Annotated in this window: 17 protein-coding genes; all 17 read left to right on the top strand. The window is 62.0% G+C overall.

Annotated elements, in window-relative coordinates; translation table 11 throughout:
- Positions 1-29 precede the first annotated feature (29 nt).
- The 17 genes from hutC (at position 30) to mdoH (ending at position 21,208) form a co-directional block, all read left to right on the top strand.
- Positions 30-740, top strand: a complete 711-nt coding sequence (gene hutC, locus HDC32_RS22570; RefSeq protein ID WP_237683111.1) for a histidine utilization repressor — start codon at positions 30-32, stop codon at positions 738-740.
- Positions 737-1,297: a HutD family protein gene (locus HDC32_RS22565; RefSeq protein WP_184745499.1), complete on the top strand. Its 561-nt coding sequence runs from the start codon at positions 737-739 to the stop codon at positions 1,295-1,297. The genes hutC and HDC32_RS22565 overlap by 4 nt, the downstream gene beginning before the upstream one ends.
- Positions 1,298-1,702: 405 nt before the next feature.
- Positions 1,703-3,373, top strand: a complete 1,671-nt coding sequence (hutU, locus tag HDC32_RS22560; protein WP_053140434.1) for a urocanate hydratase — start codon at positions 1,703-1,705, stop codon at positions 3,371-3,373.
- 142 nt (positions 3,374-3,515) lie between these two features.
- Positions 3,516-4,976 (top strand): purine-cytosine permease family protein, encoded by a 1,461-nt coding sequence (locus HDC32_RS22555; RefSeq protein WP_131696896.1) that lies wholly within the window; start codon positions 3,516-3,518, stop codon positions 4,974-4,976.
- Between the two features lie 69 nt (positions 4,977-5,045).
- Complete coding sequence (locus tag HDC32_RS22550) at positions 5,046-6,011, top strand: ABC transporter substrate-binding protein (protein ID WP_131696895.1); 966 nt, start codon at positions 5,046-5,048, stop codon at positions 6,009-6,011.
- Between the two features lie 71 nt (positions 6,012-6,082).
- On the top strand, positions 6,083-6,934 hold the full coding sequence (locus HDC32_RS22545) for a proline/glycine betaine ABC transporter permease (protein ID WP_032890174.1): 852 nt from the start codon (positions 6,083-6,085) through the stop codon (positions 6,932-6,934).
- Positions 6,931-7,755 (top strand): glycine betaine/L-proline ABC transporter ATP-binding protein, encoded by an 825-nt coding sequence (locus HDC32_RS22540; RefSeq protein ID WP_051429333.1) that lies wholly within the window; start codon positions 6,931-6,933, stop codon positions 7,753-7,755. The genes HDC32_RS22545 and HDC32_RS22540 overlap by 4 nt, the downstream gene beginning before the upstream one ends.
- A gap of 117 nt (positions 7,756-7,872) precedes the next feature.
- Positions 7,873-9,381: a histidine ammonia-lyase gene (gene hutH / locus HDC32_RS22535; protein ID WP_184745497.1), complete on the top strand. Its 1,509-nt coding sequence runs from the start codon at positions 7,873-7,875 to the stop codon at positions 9,379-9,381.
- 33 nt (positions 9,382-9,414) lie between these two features.
- Complete coding sequence (gene hutH, locus HDC32_RS22530) at positions 9,415-10,953, top strand: histidine ammonia-lyase (protein ID WP_131696893.1); 1,539 nt, start codon at positions 9,415-9,417, stop codon at positions 10,951-10,953.
- 15 nt (positions 10,954-10,968) lie between these two features.
- Entirely contained in the window at positions 10,969-12,174 is a 1,206-nt protein-coding gene (hutI, locus tag HDC32_RS22525; RefSeq protein ID WP_184745495.1) for an imidazolonepropionase, read from the top strand.
- A gap of 11 nt (positions 12,175-12,185) precedes the next feature.
- Complete coding sequence (gene hutG, locus HDC32_RS22520) at positions 12,186-12,986, top strand: N-formylglutamate deformylase (protein ID WP_131696891.1); 801 nt, start codon at positions 12,186-12,188, stop codon at positions 12,984-12,986.
- A 131-nt stretch (positions 12,987-13,117) separates the two neighbouring features.
- Positions 13,118-14,065 carry a choline ABC transporter substrate-binding protein gene (locus HDC32_RS22515; RefSeq protein ID WP_184745493.1) on the top strand — a complete coding sequence of 316 codons (948 nt, stop codon included), beginning with the start codon at positions 13,118-13,120 and terminating at the stop codon, positions 14,063-14,065.
- Positions 14,066-14,203: 138 nt separating this feature from the next.
- Positions 14,204-15,133 carry an alpha/beta hydrolase gene (locus HDC32_RS22510; RefSeq protein WP_184745491.1) on the top strand — a complete coding sequence of 310 codons (930 nt, stop codon included), beginning with the start codon at positions 14,204-14,206 and terminating at the stop codon, positions 15,131-15,133.
- A 103-nt stretch (positions 15,134-15,236) separates the two neighbouring features.
- Positions 15,237-16,208: a prolyl aminopeptidase gene (gene pip / locus HDC32_RS22505; protein ID WP_027605045.1), complete on the top strand. Its 972-nt coding sequence runs from the start codon at positions 15,237-15,239 to the stop codon at positions 16,206-16,208.
- Positions 16,205-16,642 carry a D-aminoacyl-tRNA deacylase gene (gene dtd / locus HDC32_RS22500; RefSeq protein WP_131696888.1) on the top strand — a complete coding sequence of 146 codons (438 nt, stop codon included), beginning with the start codon at positions 16,205-16,207 and terminating at the stop codon, positions 16,640-16,642. The genes pip and dtd overlap by 4 nt, the downstream gene beginning before the upstream one ends.
- 266 nt (positions 16,643-16,908) lie before the next feature.
- Positions 16,909-18,645 (top strand): glucan biosynthesis protein G, encoded by a 1,737-nt coding sequence (locus HDC32_RS22495; RefSeq protein WP_311771979.1) that lies wholly within the window; start codon positions 16,909-16,911, stop codon positions 18,643-18,645.
- Entirely contained in the window at positions 18,638-21,208 is a 2,571-nt protein-coding gene (gene mdoH, locus HDC32_RS22490; protein ID WP_167655607.1) for a glucans biosynthesis glucosyltransferase MdoH, read from the top strand. Before HDC32_RS22495 ends, mdoH begins: the two co-directional genes overlap by 8 nt.
- Positions 21,209-21,327 lie beyond the last annotated feature (119 nt).

Raw genomic sequence — 21,327 nt, 5'->3', positions numbered from 1 at the left:
CGCCCGCCAAGTCTTCACTGGCTGCCCACATGGACGAAAGTCCGGCGCCCTTGTACGCCCGTGTCAAACAGATGATCAGCCAGCAGATCCTCAACGGCAACTGGCCACCCCATTACCGCGTACCGTCGGAAAGCGAACTGGTCAGCCAGTTGGGCTTCAGCCGCATGACCATCAATCGCGCCCTGCGTGAGCTCACCGCCGAAGGTTTGCTGGTGCGCATGCAAGGCGTCGGCACGTTCGTCGCCGAGCCCAAGAGCCAGTCAGCGCTGTTTGAAGTGCACAACATTGCCGATGAGATCGCCTCCCGCGGTCATCGGCATACGTGCCGCGTCATCCACCTGGGCGAAGAGGCCGCCGGTTCCGAACGCGCCGTCGCCCTGGAAATGCGCGAAGGCGGGCGGGTGTTCCACTCGTTGATCGTGCATTACGAAAACGATATTCCCGTGCAAATTGAGGACCGTTTCGTCAACGCCCTGGTCGCGCCGGAATACCTGCAACAGGACTTCACCCTGCAAACCCCCTATGCCTATCTCAACCAAGTGGCGCCGTTGACCGAAGGCGAGCACGTGGTCGAAGCGATTCTCGCCGACGCTGCCGAGTGCGAGTTGCTGCAGATCGAGCCGAGCGAGCCGTGCCTGTTGATTCGTCGGCGCACCTGGTCCGGCCGTCAGCCGGTGACTGCCGCGCGTTTGATCCACCCCGGTTCACGCCACAGCCTGGAAGGACGGTTCAGTAAATGAGTGCAGTGAAAGTCTGGCGCTCCGCCGATTACGTGCGCATGCCGTGGAAAAACGGCGGCGGCAGCACCGAAGAAATCTCCCGCGATGCGGGCGAGGGCCTGGAAGGTTTCGGCTGGCGCCTGTCGATTGCCGATATCGGTGAGTCTGGCGGGTTTTCCACCTTCGCCGGCTACCAGCGCGTGATCACCGTGATCAAAGGCGCAGGCATGGTGCTGACCGTGGATGGCGAGGAACAGCGCGGACTGTTACCTCTGCAACCGTTCGCCTTCAAGGGCGACAGCCAGGTGTCATGCCGCCTGATTACCGGGCCGATCCGCGACTTCAACCTGATCTACTCGCCTCAGCGTTACCATGCGCGGTTGCAGTGGGTGGATGGTGTGCAGCGGTTTTTCAGCACGGCGCAGACGGTGCTGGTGTTCAGCGTGGCGGATGAAGTGAAGGTGCTGGACGAGGTACTGGGCCATCACGATTGCCTGCAAGTGGACGGTAACAGCGGTCTGCTGGATATTTCCGTCACGGGTCGCTGCTGCATCATCGAACTGACCCCGCAGGGTTAAAAAATGTGGGAGGGGGCTTGCTCCCGATAGCGGTGGATCAGTGGGTATATCCTGGGCTGACACACCGCAATCGGGAGCAAGCCCCCTCCCACATTTGTTTCTCACTGTTCTTGCGATCTGTTTCCAGCTCTCGCACCAATTTGTTACCGAACGCCCCAGCGTGGCGCAAAACCGCGCTGTCGTGACAAACCTCCCTCGCTATAAAACGCCTTCGTAAGAAATTTCATCATGCCTCGAAGCCTTAATTTCCGAGGCTCGCACACGCTTTCCAAAAAAATCCAATCACCTAGCCCAGAAAGTTGGCCGCTTGATTGCATATGCTTGTATGTACAAGTAAAGATGTGTGCGTAAGACTCTCCTTCGCACCATCAATGTTCGCGCATCGATCGCCGAGGAGTTCTTGTTGTGACCAAGCCTACAAAATACCGTGACGTCGAAATCCGCGCCGCCCGCGGTAACAAGCTCACCGCCAAAAGCTGGCTGACTGAAGCGCCGCTGCGCATGCTGATGAACAACCTCGACCCCCAAGTGGCCGAGAACCCCAAAGAACTGGTGGTGTACGGCGGTATCGGCCGTGCAGCGCGCAATTGGGAGTGCTACGACCAGATCGTCGAGAGCCTCACCAACCTGAATGACGATGAAACCCTGCTGGTGCAATCCGGCAAGCCGGTCGGCGTGTTCAAGACCCACAGCAATGCCCCGCGCGTGCTGATCGCCAACTCCAACCTGGTGCCGCACTGGGCCAGCTGGGAGCACTTCAATGAACTGGATGCCAAGGGCCTGGCCATGTACGGCCAGATGACCGCCGGCAGCTGGATCTACATCGGCAGCCAAGGCATCGTCCAGGGCACCTACGAAACCTTCGTTGAAGCCGGTCGCCAGCACTACGATTCAAACCTTAAGGGCCGTTGGGTCCTCACCGCCGGCCTCGGCGGCATGGGCGGTGCCCAGCCTCTGGCGGCAACCCTCGCCGGCGCATGCTCGCTGAACATTGAATGCCAGCAGGTCAGCATCGATTTCCGCCTCAACAGCCGCTACGTCGATGAGCAAGCCACCGACCTCGACGACGCCCTGGCCCGCATCGCCAAGTACACAAAGGAAGGCAAGGCCATCTCCATCGCGCTGCTGGGTAACGCCGCTGAAATCCTGCCGGAACTGGTCAAGCGTGGCGTGCGCCCGGACATGGTCACCGACCAGACCAGCGCCCACGACCCGCTCAACGGTTACCTGCCGGCCGGCTGGACCTGGGACGAATACCGCGCCCGCGCCAAGACCGAACCGGCTGCCGTGATCAAGGCCGCCAAGCAGTCCATGGCCGTGCACGTCAAAGCCATGCTGGAATTCCAGAAACAAGGCATCCCGACCTTCGACTACGGCAACAACATCCGCCAGATGGCCCAGGAAGAGGGCGTGGAAAACGCGTTCGACTTCCCAGGCTTTGTACCGGCGTACATCCGCCCGCTGTTCTGCCGTGGCATCGGCCCGTTCCGTTGGGCTGCGCTGTCGGGTGACCCGCAGGACATCTACAAGACCGACGCCAAAGTCAAAGAACTGATCCCCGACGACGCGCACCTGCACAACTGGCTGGACATGGCGCGCGAGCGCATCAGCTTCCAGGGCCTGCCGGCGCGTATCTGCTGGGTTGGCCTGGGCCAACGCGCCAAGCTCGGCCTGGCGTTCAACGAGATGGTGCGCAGCGGCGAGTTGTCGGCCCCGGTAGTGATCGGCCGCGACCACCTGGACTCCGGCTCGGTCGCCAGCCCCAACCGCGAAACCGAATCCATGCAGGACGGCTCCGACGCCGTGTCCGACTGGCCACTGCTCAACGCCTTGCTCAACACCGCCAGCGGCGCGACCTGGGTTTCGCTGCACCACGGCGGCGGCGTGGGCATGGGCTTCTCCCAGCACTCCGGCATGGTCATCGTCTGTGACGGTACCGACGAAGCGGCCGAGCGCATTGCCCGCGTGCTGCATAACGACCCGGCCACCGGTGTGATGCGCCACGCAGACGCCGGTTATCAGATCGCCATCGACTGCGCCAAAGAGCAGGGCCTCAACCTTCCAATGATCAAGTAACCCATGTGGGAGGGGGCTTGCTCCCGATGGCGGTGTATCAGCCAATAGGTCTGGTGACTGACCCACTGCTATCGGGAGCAAGCCCCCTTCCACAGTTGAGCGGCGGCGACCCCCAAAACAATCCATCAGAGGTTGAACACCCATGGCTGCAAGTGACGCGCGTGCAAGCACCACCCCGTTGATCGAGAAACGTTCGATCGACTACATCCCGGAAGCGGAAAGACACGGTCGTCTATTGAGCCAGTTCACCCTGTGGCTGGGTGCCAACCTGCAGATCACCGCGATCGTCACCGGGGCCCTGGCCGTGGTGCTGGGCGGTGATGTGTTCTGGTCGTTGATCGGTCTGTTGATCGGTCAACTGCTGGGCGGCGGCGTGATGGCGTTGCATGCGGCGCAGGGGCCCAAGCTGGGCCTGCCGCAGATGATCTCCAGCCGGGTGCAGTTCGGTGTGTACGGCGCGGCGATCCCGATCGTACTGGTCTGCTTGATGTACCTCGGTTTCACCGCAACGGGCACCGTGCTTTCCGGTCAGGCCCTGGGCCAGTTGTTTGGCGTCAGCGACAGCGTCGGGATCCTGATCTTCGCCAGTGTCATCGTGCTGGTCACGGTGCTCGGTTACCGGGTGATCCACTTCATCGGCCGTGTTGCCAGCGTCATTGGCGTGATTGCCTTTGTCTACCTGTTCAGCCGTCTGATGAGCCAGGCCGACGTGGGCGCACTCCTGCAAATCCGTCACTTCAGTTGGAGCAGCTTCCTGCTGGCGGTGTCGCTCGCGGCCTCCTGGCAAATCGCCTTCGGCCCATACGTGGCGGACTATTCACGCTATCTGCCGAGCACGACGTCCTCGGTCAAAACCTTTCTTGCCGCAGGTGCAGGTTCGGTGGTGGGTGCACAGGTGGCGATGATCCTCGGCGTGTTTGCCGCGGCCATGTCCAACGGGCAATTTGCCGGCCACGAAGTGGCCTACATCGTGGGCCTGGGTGGTACGGGGGCCACTGCGGCGCTGCTGTATTTCAGCATCGCGTTCGGCAAAGTCACTATCTCCACGCTGAACTCCTACGGCAGCTTCATGTGCATTGCCACCATCATCAGCGGCTTTCGCGGTCGCCTGGAGGTCACGCGCTTGCAGCGGCTGTTTTTCGTGCTGGTCATCGTCGGTACGGCGACTCTGATCGCCTTGCTCGGGCAGCACTCGTTCCTGGGGGCGTTCAAGTCCTTCATCCTGTTCCTGCTGGCGTTTTTTACGCCATGGAGCGCGATCAACCTGGTTGACTACTACTGCATCACCCGTGATCGCTACGACGTACCGGCGCTGGCCGATCCAAACGGGCGCTATGGCCGTTGGAACCTGCTCGGTATCAGCGTGTATGTCTTCGGTGTGCTGGTGCAATTGCCGTTCATCTCCACCAAGTTCTACACCGGTCCCCTGGTGGCGGCCCTGGGTGATGTGGATATTTCCTGGATCATCGGCCTGGTACTCCCCGCCGCGCTTTACTACTGGGCTGCGAAAAAGTGGCCCGCCGCACACCCTGAACACCTGATCCTGCCGAAAGAGCAGGGCGCTGTACCAACGACGACAAACGGGCTGGTTGCACAGGCCTGAGGGGACGTGGACAGGGCAGGATGCCTACTGACTGCCGTAATCCATTTCATGATTGGGAGCGTCACAACAATGAAAATGCATAAGACCCTGTTGGCCACCGTATTCTCTGCGGGCTTGCTGGCCACTGCTGGCGCCCAGGCGGCCGGTTGGTGTGAATCCGGCAAACCGGTGAAATTCGCCGGCCTGAACTGGGAAAGCGGCATGTTGCTCACCGACATCCTGCAAACCGTGCTGGAAAAAGGCTACGACTGCAAAACCGACAGCCTGCCAGGCAACTCCATCACCATGGAAAACGCCCTGAGCAGCAACGACATCCAAGTGTTTGCCGAAGAATGGGTCGGCCGCAGCGAAGTCTGGAACAAGGCCGAGAAGGCCGGCAAAGTCGTCGGTGTCGGTGCCCCTGTGGTGGGCGCTATCGAAGGCTGGTACGTACCGCGCTACGTGATCGAAGGCGACGCCAAGCGCAAGCTTGAACCCAAGGCGCCGGGCCTGAAAAACATCGCCGACCTGGCCAAGTACGCCTCGGTGTTCAAGGACCAGGAAGAACCGTCCAAGGGCCGTTTCTACAACTGCCCGGCCGGCTGGACCTGCGAGCTGGACAACAGCGAAATGCTCAAGAGCTATGGCCTGGAAAGCACCTACACCAACTTCCGCCCAGGCACCGGCCCGGCGCTGGATGCGGCAGTGCTGTCGAGCTACAAGCGCGGCGAGCCGATCCTGTTCTACTACTGGTCGCCAACCCCGTTGATGGGCCAGGTCGACCTGGTCAAGCTGGAAGAAAAACCCGGTGTGGATAAGACCGTGAGCATCAAGGTCGGCCTGTCCAAGACCTTCCACGAACAAGCCCCGGAACTGGTGGCCGTGCTGGAAAAGGTCAACCTGCCCATCGACCTGCTGAACCAGAACCTGGGGCGCATGGCCAAGGAACGCATTGAGTCGCCGAAACTGGCGAAAATTTTCCTCAAGGAACATCCTGAAGTCTGGCACGCCTGGGTCAGTGAAGACGCAGCCAAGAAAATCGACGCGGCCTTGTAGGTCAAGTGTGCACGGCTACCCTGAGGGGTGGCCGGGTGCCTGGCTACAACCCATTGGATCGAGAGCACGCTATGTTTCCTGAGAGTTTTACGTTTTCCATCGCCGACTGGGTCAACGGTTGGGTGGATTCACTGGTCACCAACTACGGCGATGTGTTCCGGCAAATCTCCGACACCCTGCTGTGGGCCATCGTCAACCTGGAAGGGTTGCTGCGTGCAGCCCCCTGGTGGCTGATGCTGGCCATCGTCGGCGGTGTTGCCTGGCATGCCACTCGCAAGGTGGTGACCACGGCGGTGATCGTCGGTCTGCTGTTCCTGGTGGGCGCGGTTGGCCTGTGGGACAAGCTGATGCAGACCCTGGCGCTGATGATGGTCGCCACGGTGATCTCGGTGTTGATCGGCATCCCGCTGGGCATCCTGTCGGCGCGCAGTAATCGCCTGCGCTCGGTGCTGATGCCGTTGCTCGACATCATGCAAACCATGCCCAGCTTCGTGTACCTGATCCCGGTGCTGATGCTGTTTGGCCTGGGCAAGGTGCCGGCGATCTTCGCCACGGTGATCTACGCCGCGCCGCCGCTGATTCGCCTCACCGACCTGGGGATTCGCCAGGTCGACGGCGAAGTCATGGAGGCTATCAACGCCTTCGGTGCCAACCGCTGGCAACAGCTGTTCGGCGTGCAATTGCCGCTGGCGCTGCCGAGCATCATGGCCGGTATCAACCAGACCACCATGATGGCGTTGTCGATGGTGGTGATCGCCTCGATGATCGGCGCCCGTGGCTTGGGTGAAGACGTGCTTGTCGGCATCCAGACCCTCAACGTCGGCCGTGGCCTCGAAGCCGGGCTGGCGATCGTGATTCTCGCAGTGGTCATCGACCGCATTACCCAGGCCTATGGTCGTCCACGGCATGAGGCGAGCAAATGACTACTGTCAGCAAAATCGAAGTTAAAAACGTCTTCAAGATATTTGGCGCCCGCTCCAAGGAGGCGCTGGCGATGGTTGGCCAGGGCAAGACCAAGGACCAGGTGCTAGCCGAGACCGGTTGCGTGGTCGGCGTGAACGATTTGTCCCTGAGCATCGGCACCGGTGAGATCTTCGTGATCATGGGCCTGTCAGGCTCGGGTAAATCCACGCTGGTGCGCCACTTCAACCGCCTGATCGACCCCACCAGCGGCGCGATCCTGGTGGACGGCGAAGACATCCTGCAACTGGACATGGACGCCCTGCGCCAATTCCGTCGACACAAGATCAGCATGGTGTTCCAGAGCTTCGGTCTGCTGCCCCACAAGAGCGTGCTCGACAACGTCGCCTACGGCCTCAAGGTGCGTGGCGAAACCAAGCAGGTCTGCGCTGAACGCGCGCTGCACTGGATCGAAACCGTGGGCCTCAAGGGCTACGAAAACAAGTACCCGCACCAGCTCTCCGGCGGCATGCGCCAGCGTGTAGGCCTGGCCCGCGCCCTGGCCGCTGACACCGACATCATCCTGATGGACGAAGCGTTCAGCGCCCTCGACCCGCTGATCCGCGCCGAAATGCAAGACCAGTTGCTTGAGCTGCAAAAGACCCTGCACAAGACCATCGTGTTCATCACCCACGACCTCGACGAGGCCGTGCGCATCGGCAACCGCATCGCGATCCTCAAGGACGGCAGGCTGATCCAGGTCGGCACGCCGCGGGAGATCCTGCATTCGCCGGCGGATGAGTATGTGGATCGGTTTGTTCAGCGGCGCGCGGCGGTGGTCTGACCCAGGTTCTGTGGTGAGGCTCAAGCTCCCTCCCACATTTTGAATGCATTCCCCAGTGGGAGGGAGCTTGCCCCCGATGAGGCCGGCGAAGCTGTAGAGAATATGAAGAGGTCAACAATGTCCCAGGCAGCAAAAATCATCATCGCCGACACCCCCCTGCGCTGGCAGGACGTGGTCGCCGTGGCCCGTCACGGCGCGGTGCTTGAACTCTCGGGCCAGGCCTGGGCGCGTATCGACAATGCCCAGGCCATCGTGCAGCGCATCGTCACCAGCGGCGAACGTGCCTACGGCGTGAACACCGGCCTGGGCGCCTTGTGCAACGTGTCGCTTAAAGGCGAGCAACTGAGCCAGCTGTCGCGCAATACCCTGTTGAGCCACGCCTGCGGCGTCGGCCCGGTCCTCAGCGACGAGCAGACCCGCGCGATTATCTGCGCGGCGGTCATCAACTACAGCCACGGCAAATCCGGCCTGCATCCGCAGGTGGTGCATTCGCTGCTGGCACTGCTCAACCACGGCATCACGCCGCAAGTACCGTCCCAGGGCTCGGTGGGTTACCTGACCCATATGGCCCATGTCGGCGTGGCGCTGCTGGGTGTCGGTGATGTGAGCTATCGCGGCCAGATCGTCCAGGCGCAACAGGCCCTGGACGAAGAAGGTTTGCAGCCGGTGGTGCTCGGCGCCAAGGACGGCCTGTGCCTGGTCAACGGCACGCCGTGCATGACCGGCCTGAGCTGCCTGGCCCTGGCCGACGCCCATCATTTGCTGCAATGGGCCGACGTGATCGGCGCCATGAGCTTTGAGGCCCAGCGCGGCCAGATCGACGCCTTCGACGAAGAAATCATCGCCCTCAAGCCGCACCCGGGCATGCAGCATGTCGGCAGCAACCTGCGTGCGTTGCTCGATGGCAGTGAAGTGATCGCCAGCAGCAAAGGTATCCGCACCCAGGACGCCCTGAGCCTGCGCTCGATCCCGCAGATCCACGGCGCGGTGCGCGACCAGGTGGAGCACGCGACTCGCCAGATCGAGACCGAACTCAACAGCGTCACCGACAACCCGCTGGTGCTCGGCACACCGGACCACTACCGCGTGGTGTCCCAGGCCAACCCCCACGGCCAGTCCGTCGCCCTGGCCGCCGACATGCTGGCGATTGCCATGGCCGAAATCGGGTCGGTCGCCGAACGCCGCCTCGACCGCCTGATCAACCCGCACGTCAGCGGCCTGCCGGCGTTCCTGGTGAGCAACCCTGGGGTCAATTCCGGGATGATGATCGTGCAGTACGTCGCCGCCTCACTGTGCGGACAGAACCGCCAGTTGGCGCAACCGGCGGTGCTCGACAACTTCGTCACCTCGGGGCTGCAGGAAGACCACCTGAGCATGGGCACCAACGCCGCGCTCAAGCTGCACCAGGTATTGGCCAACGTCACCCAGATCCTCGCCATCGAGTACCTGCTGGCGGCCCAGGCCTTCGAATTCCTGAAAGACCAACGCTTCGGGGCGGGCACCGACAGGGCCTGGCGCCTGCTGCGTGAAGTGGTACCCGCCTATGAGCAGGACCGTTGGCTGGCGCCGGATATTGCGGCTGCCGCCAAGGTGCTCAAGGACACCGCATTACCGAATCTGCACTGAACACGTATTTCAAAAGAATAATTCACAAGGAGTATGAATGTGACTGCGCTAAACCTGATTCCAGGCCAACTGAGCCTCGCCCAACTGCGGGCCATCTACCAGCAGCCGGTAACCCTCAGCCTGGATGACAGTGCCTCGGCCCAGATCGAAGCCAGTGTCGCCTGCGTGGAGCAGATTCTCGCCGAGAACCGCACCGCCTATGGCATCAACACCGGTTTCGGCCTGCTGGCCTCGACCCGCATCGCCAGCGAAGACCTGGAAAACCTCCAGCGTTCCCTGGTGTTGTCCCACGCCGCCGGCGTCGGTGAGCCGATCAGCGATGCGCTGGTACGGCTGGTCATGGTGCTCAAAGTCAACAGCCTCAGCCGTGGGTTCTCCGGGATTCGCCGGCAGGTGATCGACGCGCTGATCGCGCTGATCAACGCCGAGGTGTACCCGCATATTCCGTTGAAAGGCTCGGTGGGCGCTTCCGGTGACTTGGCGCCGTTGGCCCACATGTCCCTGGTGCTGCTGGGCGAAGGCAAGGCGCGCTACAAGGGCGAATGGCTGGAGGCCACCGACGCGCTGAAAGTCGCCGGCCTGACGCCGCTGACACTCGCCGCCAAGGAAGGCCTGGCGCTGCTCAACGGCACCCAGGTGTCCACCGCCTATGCCTTGCGTGGCCTGTTCGAAGGCGAAGACCTGTTCGCCGGTGCCCTGGCCTGCGGCGGCCTTACCGTGGAAGCGGTGCTGGGCTCGCGCTCGCCGTTCGACGCACGTATTCATGCGGCTCGCGGTCAACGTGGGCAAATCGATTCGGCTGCGGCCTACCGTGACCTGCTGGGTGAGAGCAGCCAGGTGTCGCAGTCGCACCAGAACTGCGACAAGGTGCAGGATCCGTACTCCCTGCGCTGCCAGCCACAAGTCATGGGCGCCTGCCTGACTCAGTTGCGCCAGGCGGCCGAGGTGCTGGTGGTCGAAGCCAACGCCGTGTCCGACAACCCGTTGGTATTTGCCGCTGAGGGGGACGTGATCTCCGGTGGCAACTTCCACGCCGAACCGGTGGCCATGGCCGCTGACAACATGGCCCTCGCCATCGCTGAAATCGGTTCCCTGAGCGAGCGTCGTATCTCGCTGATGATGGACAAGCACATGTCGCAACTGCCGCCGTTCCTGGTGGGCAATGGTGGGGTGAACTCCGGCTTCATGATCGCCCAGGTGACCGCTGCAGCACTCGCCAGCGAGAACAAGGCACTGTCCCATCCCCATAGCGTCGACAGCATCCCGACGTCCGCCAACCAGGAAGACCACGTGTCGATGGCCCCGGCAGCCGGCAAGCGCCTGTGGGAAATGGCCGAGAACACGCGCGGCATCCTTGCGGTGGAATGGCTGGCTGCGTGCCAGGGCCTGGACCTGCGTGAAGGCCTGAAAACCTCGCCGAAACTGGAAAAAGCCCGTGGCATCCTGCGCGCCAAAGTGGCGTTCTATGACAAGGACCGCTTCTTCGCCCCGGACATCATCGCCGCCAGCGAGCTGCTCGCCAGCCGCTGCTTGAATGAGCTGGTGCCGGCCAAGTTGCTGCCGAGCCTGTAACCCTAGGAGTGTCGGATGAAAACCCTTTGGCAGCACTGCCACGTCGCAACCATGGCCCAGGGCAAATACTCGATCATCGAGGATGCGGCCATGGTCACCGTAGGTTCGCTCATCGAGTGGATCGGCCCGCGCAGCGAAGTACCGACGGCGGATTACGCCCAGGTGCATGACCTGCAAGGCGCGTGGGTCACTCCCGGGCTGATCGACTGCCACACCCACACGGTGTTTGGTGGCAATCGCAGCGGCGAATTCGAGCAGCGCCTCGAAGGCGTGAGCTATGCCGACATTGCGGCCAAGGGCGGCGGTATTGCCAGCACCGTGCGCGCCACCCGTGCCGCGACGGAGGATGAACTCTTCGCCAGCGCCCACAAGCGCTTGCGCAGCCTGCTGCGCGACGGCGTGACCACGGTGGAGATCAAGTCCGGTTACGGCCTGGACCTGGCCAACGAGCGCAAGATGTTGCGGGTGGCTCGGCGCCTTGGCGACGCGCTGCCGGTCAGCGTGCGCGCCACGTGCCTGGCGGCCCATGCATTGCCGCCGGAGTACAAGGATCGCGCCGACGATTACATCGAGCACATCTGCGCCGAGATGCTGCCGGCCTTGGCGGCGGAAGGGCTGGTGGACGCGGTGGATGCGTTCTGCGAATACCTGGCGTTTTCCACCGAGCAGGTCGAGCGCGTGTTCAAGGTCGCCCAGCAACTCGGCCTGCCGGTGAAGCTGCATGCCGAGCAGTTGTCGTCGCTGCACGGCTCCAGCCTGGCGGCGCGTTACCACGCGCTGTCGGCGGACCACCTGGAATTCATGACCGAAGAAGACGCCATCGCCATGGCCGCTGCCGGCACCGTCGCCGTTTTGCTGCCGGGCGCGTTCTACTTCCTGCGCGAAACCCAGCTGCCGCCGATGGATGCCCTGCGCAAGCACGGCGTGAAGATCGCCATCGCCAGCGACCTCAACCCAGGCACCTCGCCAGCGTTGTCGGTGCGCCTGATGCTGAACATGGCCTGCACCCTGTTCCGCATGACCCCGGAAGAAGCCCTGGCCGGTGCCACGCAACATGCGGCCACCGCCCTTGGCATGGGCGACACCCATGGGTCCCTGGAAGTGGGCAAGGTCGCCGATTTTGTCGCCTGGCAGATTGATCGCCCCGCCGACCTGGCCTACTGGCTGGGTGGCGAGCTGGATAAACGCGTCGTGCGCCACGGCGTCGACGTCACTGTGTAAGGAGCATTGCTGTGGATAAGGTTCTGAACTTCAAACAAGGCCGTGTGCCGCTGCTGATCAGCATGCCCCACGCCGGGCTGCGCCTGACGCCTGCGGTGGAAGCCGGGTTGATCCCCGAAGCGCAAAGCCTGCCGGACACCGATTGGCACATCCCCACGCTGTATGACTTCGCCGATGAACTGGGCGCCAGCACCTTGTCGGCCGAGTATTCGCGGTTCGTCATCGACTTGAATCGTCCGTCCGACGACAAGCCATTGTATGCAGGCGCCACCACCGGTCTGTACCCGGCCACGTTGTTCGACGGCGTGCCGTTGTTCCGCGAGGGGCTGGAGCCGAGCGAGACCGAACGCGCCAGCTACCTGCAAAAAATATGGGGCCCTTACCACCGCACGTTGCAAGAAGAACTGGCACGGCTCAAGGCCGAGTTCGGTTATGCGCTGCTGTTCGATGCGCACTCGATCCGCTCGGTGATCCCGCACCTGTTCGACGGCAAACTGCCGGACTTCAACCTGGGCACCTTCAACGGCGCCGCCTGTGATCCGGAACTGGCCAGCCAGCTCGAGGCCATCTGCGCCACCCATCCTCAGTACACCCACGTCTTGAACGGGCGCTTCAAGGGCGGCCATATCACCCGCCATTACGGCAACCCGGCGCAGGATATCCATGCCGTGCAGTTGGAGTTATGCCAGAGCACGTATATGGAGGAGTTCGAGCCGTTCCGCTATCGCCCGGATCTGGCCGAGCCGACGCAAGTGGTGTTGAAGCAGTTGCTGGAAGGCTTGCTGGCGTGGGGGCGCAAGCGCTACGGGTGACGAACGGTCGCCTCTGTGCAACTCACAGTCGCCACAGGTCGTGTTGAGAGAGGTCTCGCTCGGTAAGGTTGTGGGTACGGCGCACCAGACGCCACTTCCCACAATAAAAGCTGCCGAGTGAGACCTCTTTCATGAAAAGACTGTTCAACCGTTACCTGTTGACCCTCACCGGCGCGGCACTGCTCAGTGCCCAAGCCCTGGCCGCCGAGCCGGCCTCCTGCAAATCCATCCGCATGGGCGTGGTCAGCTGGACCGATGTGGTCGCCACCTCGGGCATGGCCGACGTGCTGCTCAACGGCCTGGGCTATGACAGCAAACAGACCAGTGCTGTGCAGCAGATCATCTTCGCCGGCATTCGCGACAAACGCCTGGACGTGTTCCTCGGCTATTGGAAACCGGCGATGGACAACAACATCGCGCCGTTCCTGGCCGCCAGGCAGGTCAAGGTCTTTGATAGGCCCAGCCTGGCCGACGCCCAGGCCACCCTGGCCGTGCCGCAATACGTGGCCGACGCCGGGCTGAAGACCTTTGCCGATATTGCCCGCTTCAAGGACAAGCTCGGCGGCAAGATCTACGGCATCGAGCCCGGCAGCGGCGCCAATACCGATATTCAGAAAATGATCGACACCAACCACTTCGGCCTGGGCGGCTTCAAGCTGGTGGCCTCCGGTGAAGCGGGCATGCTGGCCGCCGTGCAACGCGCGGTGAACCGCAAGGAGTTCGTGGTGTTTGTCGGCTGGACCCCGCACCCGATGAACATCAACATGAAAATGGCCTATCTCACGGGCAGCGAAGATGTGTTCGGTCCTGACGAAGGGCGCGCCACGGTCTCCACCGTCACTGCACCGGATTTTGCCGAGCGTTGTCCGAATGCGAACCGGCTTCTGGAAAACCTGACCTTCACCGCCGCCCAGGAAAGCCAGCTCATGGTGCCGATCATGGAGCGCCAGTCACCACAGGACGTGGCCAGGCAATGGCTGCGCGACCACCCCGAGGATTTGCAGCGCTGGTTGGCCGGGGTTACAGCATTTGATGGCAGCGATGGCTTGGCGTCGCTCCAGGCCTACCTCAAACCCTAAGCCAAATGCAGCCCCAACGGTGGGAGGGGGCTTGCCCCCGATAGCGCCATGCCTCACACCCTATCCGGTGACTGATCCACCACAATCGCAAGCAAGCCCCCGCAGGCCTTGAACCTGCTGTGCCAGAGATCATTGCGTATGTACCCACTATCCCCGCAACTCGCCGCCTTCGTCGAAAAAACCGCGTCCTTCACCAGCGACGACTCTTCCCTGGTGGGCCTGCGCCAAAGCTACGACCGCATGTGCCAGGCATTCACCCCGCCGAAACCGCAAGGCTTGCAGCTTGCGAACTTCACCCTGGCCGGCGTGGGCGCACGCAGCTATCTGCCCTCAACACCGCCACCCGCCGATGGCTGGCCATGCCTCCTCTATATACATGGCGGTGGTTGGGTGGTCGGCGGCCTGGATTCCCACGACTTCATCTGTTTCGAGCTGGCCAATGCCCTTCAGGTGCTGGTAATCGCCATCGACTACCGCCTGGCGCCCGAGCACCCGTTCCCGGCTGCCTACGACGATTGCCGCGCGGTGTGGCAGGCGATCCAGGCAGGGGAGTGCCCGCACGCCATCAACCGGCAACGCCTGGCGGTGGTGGGTGACAGTGCGGGCGGTAACCTGGCGGCGGCGTTGTGCCTGGGCTTGCGCGATGATGGCCAGCCTATGCCGCGCGTACAGGTCCTGATTTACCCCGGACTGGGCGGCCCGGCCGATTTGCCATCGCGCTGTGACTGCAGGGACGCGCCGTTGCTCAGCAGTGCCGACACCGATGGCTACCTCGCGCTTTACCTGCGTGGTTCGGGCACGGCGTCAGCCTATGCCATGCCGCTGCTGGCCGAGGATTTCAGTGGTTTGCCCAAGGCCTTGATCGCCGTGGCCCAATTCGACCCGCTGCGCGACGACGGCGTGCTGTATGCCGAGCGCCTGCAACAGGCTGGCGTGCCTGCGCTGTTGTATCCGGGCAAAGGCCTGGTCCACGGCTGTTTACGCGCGCGCGGCCAGGCCCCGGAGGTGGATCGGCTGTACGGTTATCTGCTGAATTACCTGAGGAGTGAAGGGCTGACACAGGTCTAAGCGCTCAAGGACATGCTCATTGCACAATTCGGGTTTATAGTGCCAGACGGCAAAATAAAAGACGTCCCCCCAGGGATGAACCCGACCCCCTACGGAGCGCGCAATGCAGACTTGGTACCCGCAGATCAAACCCTACGCCCGGCACGATCTGGCCGTCGATGACACCCACACGCTCTACGTCGATGAAAGTGGCTCCCCCGAAGGCTTGCCTGTCGTATTCATCCACGGTGGCCCTGGCGCCGGTTGCGATGCCCAGAGCCGCTGCTATTTCGATCCCAACCTGTACCGCATCGTTACCTTCGACCAGCGTGGCTGCGGCCGTTCCACCCCGCGCGCCAGCCTGGAAAACAACACCACCTGGGACCTCGTCGCCGACCTTGAGCGCATCCGCGAACATCTTGGCATCGACAAATGGGTGCTGTTCGGCGGCTCCTGGGGCTCGACCCTGGCCCTGGCCTACGCGCAAACCCACCCTGAACGTGTGCATGGCCTGATCGTGCGCGGTATTTTCCTCGCCCGCCCGCAGGACATCGAATGGTTCTACCAGGCTGGTGCCAGCCGCCTGTTCCCGGATTACTGGCAGGACTACATCGCGCCGATTCCTGCCGATGAGCGTCACGACATGATCGCGGCCTACCACAAACGCCTGACCGGCAACGACCAGATCGCCCAGATGCACGCCGCCAAGGCCTGGTCCGGCTGGGAAGGGCGCATGCTGGGCCTGTGCCCGAGCCCGCAGCACGTGGAGCGTTTTTCCGAGCCTCAGCGTGCGCTGTCCATTGCGCGTATCGAGTGCCACTACTTCACCAACAACTCCTTCCTGGAGCCCAACCAGCTGATTCGCGATATGCACAAGATCGCCCATCTGCCTGGCGTAATCATCCATGGCCGCTACGATATGATCTGCCCGCTGGATAACGCCTGGGAGCTGCATCAGGCATGGCCGAACAGCGAGCTGCAGGTCATCCGTGAAGCGGGCCATGCGGCGTCCGAGCCTGGTATTACCGATGCACTGGTACGCGCGACCGGCGAAATGGCACGGCGCCTGCTTGATCTACCGCCAGAAGAAGCATGAAGGGCCTGCTGCAACGGGTGCGCGGCGCCCGGGTCGAAGTGGCGGGCGAAATTGTCGGGGCGATCGAACAGGGTTTGCTGGTGCTGGTGGCCGTCGAACCTTCAGATACGCCCGAGAGCGCCGACAAACTGCTGCACAAGCTGCTTAACTACCGGGTGTTCAGCGACGACGAGGGCAAGATGAACCTGTCGTTGAAGGATATCGATGGGGGATTGCTGCTGGTGTCGCAGTTCACCCTGGCAGCGGATACCAAGAGCGGCCTGCGGCCAAGCTTCTCCACCGCCGCGCCGCCGGCCCTGGGAGCGGCGCTTTTTGATCACTTGCTGTTACAAGCGCAACAATTGCATGGCAAGGTGGCCTCGGGGCGTTTTGGCGCAGATATGCAGGTGCATTTGGTCAATGATGGCCCTGTGACCTTTCTCTTACAGACATGAATGTATTAAAAACGACTTTAATGCCTAAAAACGTAGGGTTTCGCTACAAATACTTCGTTGTCCCTGATGCGTTGTTTCGCGGGCTACTAGATAATCGCGCGCTACGGGGATCAGCGTTGTTTGGTCCATTTTTGACTTAGGTAGAGACTTGTCCGACGGCCTCAGGGGAATCATTTTGCCCCAGGGGAGTCGGAACAATGCTCGCCAACCTGGCATATAGATAGCTGGCCGTTGGTTTTTTGATCTGTTTTCGGCGAGGGTTGCTCGTGATTGTTAGTCCCTGTAATGCACCAAAATTGTCTGCCAAACGGTTACGAAACGCACTGGTGACGGGCTCTGCCCTGTTTTGCCTGTTCGGCGCGGGTCAACTGTGGGCATTCAGTCTGGACGATGTGTCGGCCAAGGCAAAAGAGCTGGCCGGGCAGAAATACGAAGCTCCGCGCAGCAATCTGCCGAACGAATTCCGCGAAATGAAGTTCGCGGACTACCAAAAGATTCGTTTCCGCAACGAAAAAGCCGAATGGGCCGATCAAAACACCCCGTTCAAGTTGTCCTTCTATCACCAGGGTATGCATTTCGATACACCGGTGAAAATCAACGAAGTGACCGCCGACAGCGTCCAGGAAATCAAATACGACCCGGCTCGCTTCGATTTCGGCGGCGTGAAGTTTGATCCTAAAGCCACCGAACAGCTGGGTTATGCCGGTTTCCGTGTGCTGTACCCGATCAACAAGGGCGACAAGCAAGACGAAATCATGACCATGCTCGGCGCCAGCTATTTCCGCGTCGTCGGTAAGGATCAGGTCTATGGCCTGTCCGCCCGTGGCATGGCGATCGATACCGCGCTGCCGTCGGGTGAAGAATTCCCGCGCTTCACCGAGTTCTGGATCGAGCGTCCAAAACCGGGTGACAAGCACTTGGTGATCTTCGCCTTGCTGGATTCGCCACGCGCCACCGGTGCCTATCGCCTGATCCTGCGTCCGGGCACCGACACGGTTGTCGATGTGAAATCCCAGATGTTCCTGCGTGACAAGGTCAGCAAGCTGGGCGTTGCCCCGTTGACCAGCATGTTCCTGTTTGGTGCCAACCAGCCGTCCAAGGTGCTCAATTACCGTCGCGAGCTGCATGACTCCAGCGGCCTGTCGATCCATGCCGGCAATGGCGAGTGGATCTGGCGCCCTCTGAACAACCCTAAACACCTGTCGGTCAGCAACTTCACCGTGGAAAACCCGCGTGGGTTCGGTCTGCTGCAACGCGGTCGCAACTTCAGCCACTACGAAGACCTCGACGACAACTACGACAAGCGCCCAAGCGCGTGGATCGAGCCTGAAGGCGACTGGGGCAAGGGTTCCATCGACCTGGTCGAGATTCCGACTGCCGACGAAACCAACGACAACATCGTTGCATTCTGGAGCCCGGCCGAATTGCCGGAAGTCGGCAAGCCCCTCGACGTAGCCTATCGCCTGCACTGGACCCTCGACGACGCCGCGTTCCACTCGCCGGACAGCGCCTGGGTCAAGCAGACCCTGCGCTCCACCGGTGACGTGAAGCAATCCAACCTGATCCGTCAGCCGGATGGCAGCGTCGCGTACCTGGTGGACTTCGAAGGCCCGGCCCTGAAAAAACTGCTGCCGGACGCCCCGGTACGCAGCCAGGTGAGCGTGGGTGACAACGCTGAACTGGTAGAAAACAGCGTGCGTTACAACGAGCACACCAAAGGCTGGCGCCTGACCCTGCGCCTGAAGATCAAGGACGCAAGCAAGCCTACCGAGATGCGTGCGTCGCTGGTGCAGGACATCGTGCAGCCCGAGCCCGAGAAGGTTTCGACTCAAGTGCTCAAGGCCGACAAGGTCCTGGCCAAGCAACACGAGAAACAGGCCAAGAAAGACGCGAAAGACAAGGAAGCCAAGCAGCCAGAAGCTGCCCCAGCCACACCGGAGCCGATCAAGACCGAGCAAGTCCTGACCGAAACCTGGAGCTATCAGTTGCCTGCCGATGAGTAATTCTCAAATCCAGCCAGAGACTCTGTCCGAGTACCTGGCGCATCTTCCGATGACCGCTGAGCAGCGCGCCGAGTTGGCGGGCTGCACATCCTTCACCGAGTTGCATGAGCGCTTGTCGTCCAAAGTGTTTGATGCGCCTGTCGACGCCGCCCAGGCGTCGGTGGGTCGCCGGTTGACCCTCAGTACGGCTGAAGAGCTGCAAGACGCTGAAATGCTGGGGCTCGACGCCAGTGGCCGCGTGTGCCTCAAAGCCACGCCGCCGATTCGGCGTACCCGCGTGGTGCCTGAACCCTGGCGCACCAATATCCTGGTGCGCGGCTGGCGTCGGATCACCGGCCGCAGCAATCCGCCGGCGCCGCCGAAGGATGAGCGCGTATTGCCGGCAGCCCGCTGGCGTACCGTGGGTTCGATTCGGCGTTACATTCTGCTGGTGCTGATGCTCGGCCAGACCATCGTGGCCGGCTGGTACATGAAAGGCATCATGCCGTACCAAGGCTGGTCGCTGGTCGACTTCGACGAAATCCGCAGCCAGACCCTGCTGCAAACCGCCACTCAGGTGCTGCCTTACGCCCTGCAAACCAGCATCCTGATCATGTTCGGGATCTTGTTCTGCTGGGTCTCGGCCGGTTTCTGGACCGCATTGATGGGCTTCCTCGAACTGCTCACCGGCCACGATAAATACCGGATTTCCGGTAAAAGTGCCGGCGATGAGCCGATCCCGAAAGACGCGCGCACCGCGCTGGTCATGCCGATCTGCAACGAAGACGTGCCGCGCGTATTCGCCGGTTTGCGCGCGACGTTCGAATCGGTGGCCGCTACCGGTGATCTCGATCGTTTCGACTTCTTTGTGCTCAGCGACAGTAACGAAGCCGACATCTGCATCGCCGAGCAGCAAGCCTGGCTCGACGTCTGCCGTGAGGCGGGTGGCTTCGGCAAGATCTTCTATCGCCGCCGTCGCCGTCGCGTGAAGCGTAAAAGCGGCAACCTCGACGACTTCTGCCGTCGTTGGGGCGGTGACTACAAGTACATGGTCGTTCTCGACGCCGATTCCGTGATGAGCGGCGAATGCCTGACCAGCCTGGTGCGCCTGATGGAAGCCACGCCGGATGCCGGGATTATCCAGACCGCGCCACGTGCGTCGGGCATGGACACCCTGTATGCGCGCATGCAGCAGTTTGCCACCCGCGTGTACGGCCCACTGTTCACCGCCGGCCTGCACTTCTGGCAGCTGGGTGAATCCCACTACTGGGGTCACAACGCGATCATCCGCATGAAACCGTTTATCGAGCACTGCGCCTTGGCGCCATTGCCGGGTAAAGGTGCATTCGCAGGTTCCATCCTGTCCCACGACTTCGTTGAGGCGGCGCTGATGCGCCGTGCCGGCTGGGGCGTGTGGATTGCCTACGACCTGCCGGGCAGCTACGAAGAACTGCCGCCGAACCTTCTGGATGAACTCAAGCGTGACCGTCGCTGGTGCCACGGCAACCTGATGAACTTCCGCCTGTTCCTGGTCAAGGGCATGCACCCGGTGCACCGCGCGGTGTTCCTGACCGGCGTGATGTCCTACCTGTCGGCACCGTTGTGGTTCCTGTTCCTGGTGCTGTCGACGGCCTTGCTGGCGGTCAACACCCTGATGGAGCCGCAGTACTTCATGGCGCCACGCCAGTTGTACCCGCTGTGGCCGCAATGGCATCCGGACAAGGCGGTGGCGCTGTTCTCCACCACCATCGTGCTGCTGTTCCTGCCGAAATTGCTGAGCATCATCCTGATCTGGGCCAAGGGCGCTAAAGAGTTCGGCGGCAAGTTCAAGGTGACCATGTCGATGCTGCTGGAGATGCTGTTCTCCATGCTACTGGCGCCGGTGCGGATGATTTTCCACACCCGTTTCGTGCTCGCCGCGTTCCTCGGCTGGGCCGCGACCTGGAACTCGCCGCAGCGGGACGACGACTCCACGCCGTGGGGCGAAGCGATCAAGCGTCACGGCACGCAGACCTTGCTGGGCTTCTTCTGGGCGCTGCTGGTGGTGTGGCTGAACCCGAGCTTCCTGTGGTGGCTGGTACCGATCGTGGGTTCGTTGATGCTGTCGATCCCGGTGTCGGTGATTTCCAGCCGGGTCAACCTCGGCTTGAAGTCCCGCGACGAGAGCCTGTTCCTGATCCCTGAGGAGTACAATCCGCCGCAGGCGTTGCTGTCCACCGACAAGTACACCCACGAAAACCGTTGGCACGCGCTGAAAGATGGCTTTGTGCGCTCGGTGGTCGACCCGCAGCAGAACGCCCTGGCCTGTGCCCTGGCAACCTCGCGTCACGGTCAGGCCGAGCCGATCGAGTACCTGCGTGCCGAACGTGTGCGCCACGCGTTGAAAGTCGGCCCTGCCGGCCTCAACAACGGCGAACGCCTGGCGTTGCTCAGCGACCCGGTAGCCCTGGCCCGCTTGCACGAGCAGATCTGGAGCGAAGGGCATGCCGAGTGGCTCGCTGCCTGGCGTGATTCGATCAAGGCCGACCCGCACGCGCCTTTGCTGCCGCTGCAACCGCTGTCATCCCAGGCCCAACCGGCCTGATTCAGGCGCCCCCGAGGGTTCACTTCGGGGGCGTTCGAAGCGCTGGTCCTACAGCGTTTCCATCTTCTTCTTTATCGCCCTAACTCCTTGTTATTTCGAAACAAAAGACCCTTGTTCGA

The sequence above is a fragment of the Pseudomonas sp. JAI120 genome (assembly GCF_014207255.1).
In the GTDB taxonomy this organism is placed as follows: Bacteria; Pseudomonadota; Gammaproteobacteria; order Pseudomonadales; family Pseudomonadaceae; genus Aquipseudomonas.
The sequence above is the reverse complement of the archived record's forward strand: the minus strand, read 5'-3'. Positions and strand labels throughout refer to the sequence as shown.